The organism is Mesobacillus subterraneus, from assembly GCF_000934845.1.
In the GTDB taxonomy this organism is placed as follows: domain Bacteria; phylum Bacillota; class Bacilli; order Bacillales; family Cytobacillaceae; genus Mesobacillus; species Mesobacillus stamsii.
In genome coordinates, this window is sequence record NZ_JXIQ01000023.1 from 66232 (window position 1) to 76320 (window position 10089).

General features: G+C 39.8%; 8 protein-coding genes. 7 read left to right on the forward strand and 1 reads right to left on the reverse strand.

The genetic code is table 11. From position 1 onward, the window contains the following. Positions 1 to 87: 87 nt before the first annotated feature. From UB32_RS04325 to xylF, 7 genes are all read left to right on the forward strand, one after another. Positions 88 to 1158, forward strand: a complete 1071-nt coding sequence (locus UB32_RS04325; RefSeq protein WP_431305962.1) for a sugar ABC transporter substrate-binding protein — start codon at positions 88 to 90, stop codon at positions 1156 to 1158. A 78-nt stretch (positions 1159 to 1236) separates the two neighbouring features. Next, a complete protein-coding gene (locus tag UB32_RS04330; protein ID WP_044391499.1) occupies positions 1237 to 2757 on the forward strand; it encodes an ATP-binding cassette domain-containing protein in 1521 nt (506 codons plus the stop codon). Positions 2758 to 2769: 12 nt separating this feature from the next. Next, positions 2770 to 3945, forward strand: a complete 1176-nt coding sequence (locus UB32_RS04335; protein ID WP_044391501.1) for a sugar ABC transporter permease — start codon at positions 2770 to 2772, stop codon at positions 3943 to 3945. A gap of 769 nt (positions 3946 to 4714) precedes the next feature. Beyond that, positions 4715 to 5698, forward strand: a complete 984-nt coding sequence (locus UB32_RS04345) for a sugar ABC transporter substrate-binding protein (protein ID WP_044391505.1) — start codon at positions 4715 to 4717, stop codon at positions 5696 to 5698. Then, positions 5685 to 7124, forward strand: coding sequence for a sensor histidine kinase (locus UB32_RS04350; protein WP_044391507.1), 1440 nt, complete (start codon positions 5685 to 5687; stop codon positions 7122 to 7124). The genes UB32_RS04345 and UB32_RS04350 overlap by 14 nt, the downstream gene beginning before the upstream one ends. Next, positions 7117 to 8664 (forward strand): response regulator, encoded by a 1548-nt coding sequence (locus UB32_RS04355; RefSeq protein WP_044391509.1) that lies wholly within the window; start codon positions 7117 to 7119, stop codon positions 8662 to 8664. The genes UB32_RS04350 and UB32_RS04355 overlap by 8 nt, the downstream gene beginning before the upstream one ends. Before the next feature lie 38 nt (positions 8665 to 8702). Beyond that, positions 8703 to 9779, forward strand: a complete 1077-nt coding sequence (gene xylF, locus UB32_RS04360) for a D-xylose ABC transporter substrate-binding protein (protein WP_044391511.1) — start codon at positions 8703 to 8705, stop codon at positions 9777 to 9779. A gap of 127 nt (positions 9780 to 9906) precedes the next feature. Here the strand turns inward: xylF and UB32_RS20255 are convergent. Beyond that, positions 9907 to 10089 (reverse strand): hypothetical protein (locus UB32_RS20255; RefSeq protein WP_206742569.1); only part of this gene is annotated, 183 nt, incomplete at its 5' end.

The following is a 10089-nucleotide window of genomic DNA, read 5'->3' on the forward strand; positions in this document are numbered from 1 at the left end:
TATGATGGAAATGTAGTAAATCAATTTCAACTATAGGGGGAAATAGTAGTGAAAAAAACTTGGAAGTTATTTTCTATTTTCATCGTTATGACCGTGCTGACTGGAATGTTGGCCGCGTGCAGCGGAACAACTGGCGGAAGCAGTAAAGTAAGTGTAGGCATTGTTCTTCCGACAAAGGATGAGCCGAGATGGGTGCAGGATGAGCAACGCTTTAAAGATGCTTTAGCTAATTCAGATTACACAACAGAAATTTTGTTCAGCCAAGGGTCTTCGGCAAAGGAAAAAGAAAATGTAGAAACTTTGCTTAACAAAGGGATCCAAGTATTAATTATTGCTCCACATGATGGTGCTGCAGCTGGTGCAGCGGTTGAAGCAGCGAAAAAAGAAGGCGTAACCGTTATTTCTTATGATCGTTTAATTACAGAGACAGATGCAGTCGATTATTATGTAACGTTTGATAGTTTGGCAGTAGGTGCTGCACAAGGTCAATACTTACTAGATAGTGTAAAAGGCACGAACGTCCCGTTATACCTTTATGCTGGTGCTTCATCTGATAACAATGCATTTTTATTTTTTGAAGGTGCCTGGAAAGTTCTTCAGCCAAAAATTGCAGATGGCACTTTTGTAATCGCTAACTCTACAGAAGCAGAAGCATTAAAAGATAAGCAAGAACTTACTCGTGATGAGTTAGGAAAAATTTTGGGGCAGGTTACAACAAACTGGGATCCAAACGAAGCAAAAAATAAAGCGCAAACACACTTAACAGCAGCTGGAGCGGATTTAAAAGGGGATGTAGCAGTCTTAGCTCCAAACGATGGAACCGCTCGTTCTATTGCTGATGTTTTCGGAACAGACTCTGACATTTCGAGTTTCGTAATAACTGGTCAAGATGCCGAGAAAGCTTCCGTTCAATACATCCTTGATGGCAAGCAATCTATGACAGTATTTAAAGATGTTCGAACACTAGTTGCAGACGCAATGGGTATGGCGATCGACATTTTAGATAAAAAAACACCAACTACAACTGGATCTTACAATAATGGGAAAGTCGATGTAAAAGCGAAACAAACAAACGTGATCGTCGTAGACAAAGAGAATGTTAAGAAAGAATTAATTGATTCAGAATACTATAAAGCCAGTGAATTTAAAGGACTGTAAAAAATAAAACTACGTGATCGCATTCAATTAGATGCGGTCACGTAGTTATTATAGCTGTATTGGTTGGAGGGAATGAAGATGAGCGAATATATTCTGGAGATGAAGCAAATTTCAAAGGAATTTACAGGAGTTAAAGCGCTCGACAATGTCAATTTTAAAGTGAAGAAGGGTGAAATTCACTGCCTGGTTGGAGAAAACGGGGCGGGAAAATCGACTCTGATGAAAGTGCTTAGCGGGGTTTATCCTTACGGGACGTATGAAGGGGAAATTGTCTACGAGGGGAAGGTACAGCAATTTCATAAGATTAACGATAGTGTAAATACAGGTATCGTGATCATTTACCAGGAGCTAGCTCTGTTTCCTGATCTCACCGTGTATGAAAATATATTCACTGGCAATGAGATCAAGCAAGGGGCTTTGATTGACTGGAATGAGACGATTGTGGAAGCAAAAAAAATGCTTGAAAAGGTTAACCTCGACGTTAACCCGGAAACACTTGTTAAAGACTTGGGAGTAGGGAAACGACAGTTAATTGAAATTGCCAAAGCGCTAAGCAAAGACGTAAAACTTCTTATACTCGATGAACCTACTGCAGCTTTAAATGAGGATGACAGTGAAAATTTATTAAAGCTGCTGAAAGAACTAAAGAAACAAGGGATTACCTGCATCATGATCTCACATAAGCTGAAGGAAGTCATTACGATAGCAGATAGTGCGACTGTCATTCGTGATGGACAAACAATCAGAACCTTGGATGCATCAAAGGGAGAGATAACAGAAAACACCATTATCAAAAATATGGTAGGAAGAGAAATTCAAGATATCTATCCAAAACGGGTGAAGAATTCCCATGATGAAAAAGTACTAGAGTTAAAGAATTGGTCTGCCTATGACCAAAAGCTTGGCAGACATGTAGTGAAGAATGCGAATTTACATGTTAAAAAAGGTGAAATCATTGGTTTGGCAGGCTTAATGGGCTCTGGTCGAACGGAACTTGCCCTTAGTATCTTTGGAAACGCGAAAGCTTATAAACTGCAAGGTGACTTACTGTTAGATGGAATGCCAAAAGCGTTCAATCATCCGAGTGAGGCAATTAAAGCTGGGATTGCGTATGTAACCGAGGACCGCAAAGGGGATGGGTTGTTTTTACTGCAAGATATTAAAAGCAATATTTCTGCCGCGAATTTACAAAGAATTTCTGCCAATGGAGTAATCAATGAGAATGAAGAGATAAAAGTAGCAGATCGCTATAAAACTTCATTACACATTAAAGCAACTTCTTTAGAACAGCTTGTTGGCAAATTAAGTGGCGGGAACCAACAAAAGGTTTCGCTCGGCAAGTGGCTGTTTGTTGGCCCTAAACTCCTAATATTAGATGAGCCTACCCGAGGGATTGACGTAGGCGCTAAATTTGAAATTTACACGGTGATGAACAAGCTGATTGAAGAGGGAATGAGTATTCTCATGATTTCTTCTGAGCTTGGCGAAGTATTGGGAATGAGTGACAGAGTTTATGTCATGGGCGAAGGAGAAATCAAAGGCGAATTGCCAATAGAAAACGCCGACCAAGAAAAAATAATGCAACTTGCAACACAATAGGAGGTTAAACCAATGACTTTAATAAACGACTTAAAAACGTTAATCAGTAAAAACATTCGTGATTATGGGATGTATATTGCCTTATTGGTGATTTTTCTCATATTTACCATATTAACGAATGGATTGTTTATTTCTTCTCGAAATATTAGTAACCTACTAGATTCTGCCGGCTATATTGCGGTTTTGGCTGTCGGAGTTATGCTGGTCATTGTCATTCGTCATATTGACTTATCGATTGGATTTTTAGCGGGTTTCCTTGGAGCGATAGCGGCGATTTTACTCATGCAGTATCATCTGCCTGTATACATTGTGCTTCCGATCATTTTAATTCTTGGTACGATTGCTGGTTTATTTACAGGCTTTCTTGTAGCAAAAGTAGGGATCCCAGCTTTTGTTGCAACATTGGCAGGCTGGTTGATTTATCGCGGTGCGATTCTTCAAGTAACAGAAAAGACTGGAACCATCATCGTTCAAAATGATGCTTTTAATGCAATTGGGAATGGCTATATTCCCTCTATTGTGCAAATTAACGGGCTTCACTTGCTATCTTTATTAATTGGTGTACTTGGAATAATCCTTTACAATTTTAGTGCAGTCTCCACTCGCCGAAACAAAATGAAGTATAATTTTGAAGTAGTTTCCAAGCAGATTTTCATTTTACAGCTTGTATTCGTTTCGGCTATCATTGCTGCAATCACTTGGATCTTAGCTGGCTATAATGGCTTCTCTTGGACAGTGATAATTATCTTATTAGTCGTGCTTGTCTATCATTTCCTGACAACAAAGACGGTAATGGGAAGACATATTTATGCGGTCGGAAGCAATCCAGAAGCTGCTCATTTAAGCGGAATTAACGTGAACAAGATTACGCTCATTGTATTTGGTTCAATGGGTTTGCTATCCGCTTTATCAGGTATTCTATTTACCTCACGCCTTCAGTCGGCAACAACGACTGCTGGAACACTGTTTGAACTAGATGCCATCGCAGCTGCCTATGTTGGTGGTGTATCTGCTGCAGGTGGAGTAGGGAAAGTAACAGGAGCGATCATCGGAGCGATTGTAATGGCCTCCTTAACGAGCGGAATGAACTTGCTCGGTGTAGGGATTTCTTATCAATATATGATTAAAGGCGGCGTATTAGCCTTAGCGGTAATCTTCGACGTAATCACAAGAAGAAAAGGAAACTAATCGCCTCTTTTTACAGGCTTTCACCAAGATCATTGGGGAAGCCTTTTTCCCTTTTACAGTACCAACGCCAAGGAATCTATCCGACGGAGGGAAATCCGCGTCTTTTAGGGCTAGGAGTCTGTTCGATAAAAATTTTTTAGCGTTTAGTTATGCAAGAATGCTTTCTATTCATCCGTTTTATTGTATGAAAACATTCATCGAGTCGCTTGTCTAGCTATGGCTCCTAACTCCTCAAGACGCTTCGGTCCTCCAATGAAGTCAAAGGACGACTTCATCAGTCGGACCACTGAGGCACAGGATGTGCAAGACCCGCCAGCCACAGGACGTGCAGACCCGCCAGCCACAGGACGTGGCGTTCTAGGCGGGCGAGGCACAGGATGTGCAGACCATGCCATCAGCGTTACAATACATTTCCATTGTACTATGTTAAAAAATAATAGGTTCTGAGGAGTCTACGAAATGTTCTTTAAATTTGTTTCAAAGCGTCTCGAGGAGATAGCGGCCAACGGTTTGCCCAAGTGTTGGACTATGAGCTGGTGCTGGACAAGAATACGAAGTTATTTTGACAGGTTTGGGGGTTGTGAGCGGAAAGTTGTCAAGAAAGCCTCGCGGGTTGAAATTCGTTTTTTGATGGCGGTGTGGCATGGTACGATCGGAATGGGTTTTGATTTCGTTAAATCTTTACCATATTTTTTTAATGAAGTTTACTAAACAGGCTGATAGAATCAAGTTAACTACCATGATCGAAAGACGAAGGGGAGATAGGAATATGAAAAAGTATATGTATGTGATAATGGGCCTTGTCTTTGTCTCCCTTGGGTATCTTATTTTTGTATCAGCCAGTATCGTCTTTAGCGATGACATCGCTTTACCGAAAGCAAAAAAGCAATCAGATACTCGCTTCCGTTTAGTTCTCATCACGAGAGACATGGATACTGCGTTTTGGAATAAGGTTAGTACAGGAGCATCTAGACAGGCATTGAAAGAAGGGGCGAGCCTGGAAGTTTGGGGAAGCTATAGCAATGATTCAGAACAATTTTTAAAACAATTTGAACTGGCAATCCATTCAAAAGTGGATGGAATCATCATACAGGGACTTGATACAGACGAGTTTAAAGAACTCACCAAAGTAAAGGCTGCTTTTAATGGAATTCCGATTATCACAGTTGCTAATGATGTTCCAATGAAGGAAAGCTTAAGAAGGACCTACGTGGGTTCTGATCAATTTCGAGCCGGTGGTTTAATCGCAAGGCAGTTGCTGAGTGATATGGGAACGGAGGGAAAAGTGATCCTGCTGGCAGATAAGCAAAATGAGTATTACCAGAAGGAAAGATTAAAGGGCATCTATGCCACATTAAAAATGTATCCGCAAATTAAAATTCAATATGCCGAAACAGGAGAGTCAAAAGACCAAGTCATTACGACGATGAGGGACCAGTTAAATAAAGTGCCGGATGTGGATGGATTTATCGCTGTGAACGCAAAGATGATTGGTCCAATGGTACAGGAAATAGGAAACCGATTCCAGGTTGAACCATATTTTATTTATACCTTTGATGAGGGACCAGAATCGTTACTGCTATTTGAAGATGGCAAAATTGACGGAGTCGTCGAGCAAGATCCGGAAACAATGGGGGAAATAAGTGTAGAGCAAATTATTAATTGGCTAAATGGAAAAACGGTCCCGCTGGATAGTAATGGATACTTCACAAACATTCACATGTTGAAGGATAACAGAAATGAAGAGCATTAGAAGGAAAATACTAACATTTTCAACGATCGTCATTGTTATTATGTCCATCATTTGGATTGCGCTGACATTCTATAACTACAAAACCCAAGTGAAGTATAATGATATTATAAATCGATACTTAATATTAAGTGAAGTTTCTGGTGCTAGTAATCAAGTAATTACCGACTTGAATAACTATATGAACCAGTCTACTCCAGAAAATTTACAGAAACTAGAAAATAGCAAAAAGGCATTAGAATCTTCTAGATATGAAGTATTTAAAGTGAGAAATGAAGTGAATGACTTTACTTTAACAAATTACATCCATTTAATGGGCAGTTTAATAGAAACAATTGACAGATTAATGGGACAAGAACGAGATTCCGAGGCAGCGTTGAAGGACCTTGCTGAAACAACCCGGATTCGTAACTATATTTCGGAAATGACGCTCAACTTGATTGATATGGAACTTAAAACACATGAGCCATTTTACCGAAGCATAATGGAGCAATCCATTGAGTTAGTAAAACTGGCGATATGGATGGTTTTACTAACATCCTTGCTGCTTATCATGGCTTCTTATTGGTTTTCCCTAAGTATCACAAGTCCAGTCAATCAGCTGACTAAGGCTGCAAGTGAATTAGCAAAAGGAAAATTCGATAATGAAATTACCGTCAAATCGAATGATGAAATTGCCTTTCTTGCTAAAACATTTGATCATATGCGGATAAACATAAATAATTTAATTCAGCAAATAAAGGAAAAAGCAAAGCTTGAACATGAGCTGCAGCAGAACAAAATTTTGTTGCAGGAAAGCCAATTTCGCAGTCTGCAAAGCCAGATGAATCCCCATTTCCTGTTTAATACACTTAATACGCTATCGAAAAAGGCATATCTAGAAGGCTCGGAAGAAGTGAGTGATTTGCTCGTTAGCGTGGCTGACCTTCTGCGTTATAATTTAAAGCAAATGGACCGATCCGTTACATTAAGGGATGAATTGATGGTTGTTCATCAATATATGCAGATTCAAAAGGCACGGTTTACAGATCGACTTCAACTGAAATTAGACATCGATGATTCATGCTTAGATGTTGCTATTCCCGCACTCACCCTGCAGCCGATCATCGAGAATGCTGTTATCCATGCAATAGAGCCCAATATTAGCGGGGGGACCATCACCATTCATGTGAAGGACATGAATGAATATGTGCAAGTTGAAATAGAAGATGACGGAATAGGAATGTCTGAGGAGACCATCACGCAAATTTTAATGGAACGTCAAGTGCAAACAGCAGGACATTCCACAGGAATAGGTTTCAGTAATGTTGTCAAGCGCTTGCGTCTTTTTTATGAAAGGGATGACGTCATTCAGATCGAAAGTTCCTTGGGCAGCGGGACGGTTGTCCTTTTAAAAATTCCGAAACAAAGAGGCGAAGTACATGATTAAAATTTTAATTGTGGATGATGAACAAATAGAACGGGAAGGGATGGAAGCAATCCTAAACAGGGCATTCCCGGATTTGATTATTGAACAAGCCAATAATGGAAATAGTGCGGTAGAATTAGCTGCTAGCTTTAAACCTGATTTAGTGTTAATGGATGTCCAAATGCCAGGCATAAATGGCCTGGAAGCTGTAGAGCAGATTCTCGCTGAATTTCCTCAAATAAAATTCATCATGGTAACCGCTTATGATACTTTTCAGTATGTGCAATCCGCCTTAAAGCTTGGAGCGAAAGATTATATCTTAAAACCAAGTAAGGTGAGTGAAATTAGAACAACGATTGGGAAGGTATTGAAAGAAATAGAAAACGAAAGGGAGCTACAAGCAGAAAGCAGCTTGCAGCGAGAAATGCTACAACGAACATTAGCTCTCGTTGAAACAGACGTTGTAACACAGCTGCTGTTTGATCATGTCCATGAAGTTCACTTAAATATGCTCCTGGAAATGCTTGAAATTCAATCAACAGGACAAGTATTCGTTATGAATGTTATTGTACCTGAGGGAATGGAACATTTTTACACAAAAATGAAAACAATAGTCAGGAAAACGAAAAGCGGTTGGATGGGTGCACTCTATGATGGACAGCTGCCGATTATTATTTTCCGAAATGGACAATCGTATCGATCACAAGCAATTTCTCTGGCAAGAGATATTTTGTTGACTGTAAACAAGGAGCAGAAAGCAGGATGGTTTATTGGCATAGGGAATGTCTGTCCCACATTAGATAAGATCCGTCCATCTTATCAAGAGGCAATCATTGCTTCCAGCGATCGATCACTGCCGGTTAAATACCGATTTTATCAAGATATACCTGTTATGAATGATTCGGTCAGCAGCCAGCAGGTGCGGTATTTAAAAAAAGATCTTTCCGACCAAGTGCGCCTGGGACAATGGGACCAAATTAAAACAAATCTAAGCCAGCTAATTCACGCTTACGAGATGGAAGGCATAGAAATTTTGCAAGCACAACAATTTATCTTAGCAGCGTTATGGTCTATCTGGTCGGTTATCAACAATTTAGGGATTGAGGCCGCAACGCCGTTTTTTCATTACCAAGCGTCAAATTATCGTCATTTGCGTTCGGAAACCATCCATCTTTTGATGGAGATGAAAAATTCTTCTGATAGACATTACCTTAGTTTGGAAGCGGATACAATTTACCAAGTCAAACAATATATTATGGAAAATTCCCAACAGGATATATCGTTAGAAACGCTTAGCATGAAAGTAGGCCTAAGCCCCATTTATATTAGTAAAATGTTTAAAGAAAAATTAGGGATTAATTACATTGATTTTTTAACGGAGTGCAGGATTGAAAAGGCAAAGAAAATGTTAGCCGATCCCGAAAAGAGTATTAAGGAAATTACCATTGAAGTGGGCTATCATGAACCAAATTACTTCAGCAAAGTATTTAAGAAGCTATGCAATGTAACACCGAGAGAATATCGTAAAGCACTGCTTGGTTTGAAGGAGACTGAAAGATAAGCCCTGATCATACAAAGTTTTACAGTGGAGGAGAAGCTATGGCAACAACATTAAGGAAAGTTGGTTTATGGATCCTTTTGTTCCTCCTAATGATATTGACGGCATGTGAAGAGGAAGTATCTCCAAAAAACGAGAAGAAAGAACCGGAAAATGAAAGGGTTGCCGATTCTGGCGACAAGCTTAAGATCGGTTTTTCGATGGATACGTTGGAAGAGGAGCGCTGGCCAAGGGATAGAGACTTTTTTAAAGAAGCAGTCGAGTCATTAGGAGCGGACGTCATGATTCGTGAAGCAAGGGGAGACGATAGCTTGCAAATTGTCCACGCAGAAACGTTAATCAGCGCGGGAGTGGACGTGCTTGTAATTGTTCCGCACAATGCGGAGGCGGTGGCGACCATCGTTAATAAAGCCCATAATGCAGGCATTAAAGTGATCTCTTATGACCGGTTAGTGAAAAATTCCTCCGTCGATTTATATATTTCTTTTGACAATGAGTTAGTAGGAGAACTTCAAGCGAAGGCAATAACAAAATTAGTTCCGAAAGGGAAGTATGTATACATCGGCGGAGCCAATACGGACAATAATGCTCACTTATTGAAACAAGGTGTTTTTAATGTCCTCCAGCCGCTTATAGATAAGGGAGACATACAGATTGTGTATGATCAGTGGTCCGAAAATTGGACTCCTGAAAATGCATATGCCAATATGCAAGCTGCACTGAAAACGAATAATAACGAGATAGATGCTGTTATTGCTGGAAACGATGGGACAGCAAGTGGTGTCATTAAAGCCCTTGAAGCACAAGGGCTTGCGAACAAAATTCCAGTTGCCGGGCAAGATGCAGAATTAGCGGCTGCTCAGCGAATTGTTCAAGGAACTCAAGCAGTAACAATTTACAAACCGATAAAAACATTAGCATACGAAGCAGCAAAAGCAGCGATAAAAATGGCAGAGGGAGAAACCGTTAAAACAAATAGGAAGATGAATAATGGGAAATTAGAAATCCCCTCCCTCCTGCTTACGCCCATTGCTGTTGATAAAAATAATATAGACGACACAATTATTGCTGATGGATTTCATCAGCATGATCAAGTATATGAAAAACCAGCGGAATGAAAATAAGGCTCGTTTGGCTGTGCGTCTCCATATATTGAGAATCCTAGAGATAGCCAAGATGATAAACTTGGAAATACCTCCCTTTTCGCAAAAATTGATCTCACCTGATTTAAAATAAACTTCTTTATTAATTAGTCAAGTTTTTTCTCATCCATTCTTTTATATGGATAAGAAATAATTTGTCCAAATTATTCAGTTCTTTTTTATTGTGAACAAGGAAGGTTTGTCTTGTTGGGAAAGGATTATTTTTAACGGATTTCCGAAAGAAGTCTCCCATCCTCAAGGAATGGGAAGGGCTAAAGCCCAATGA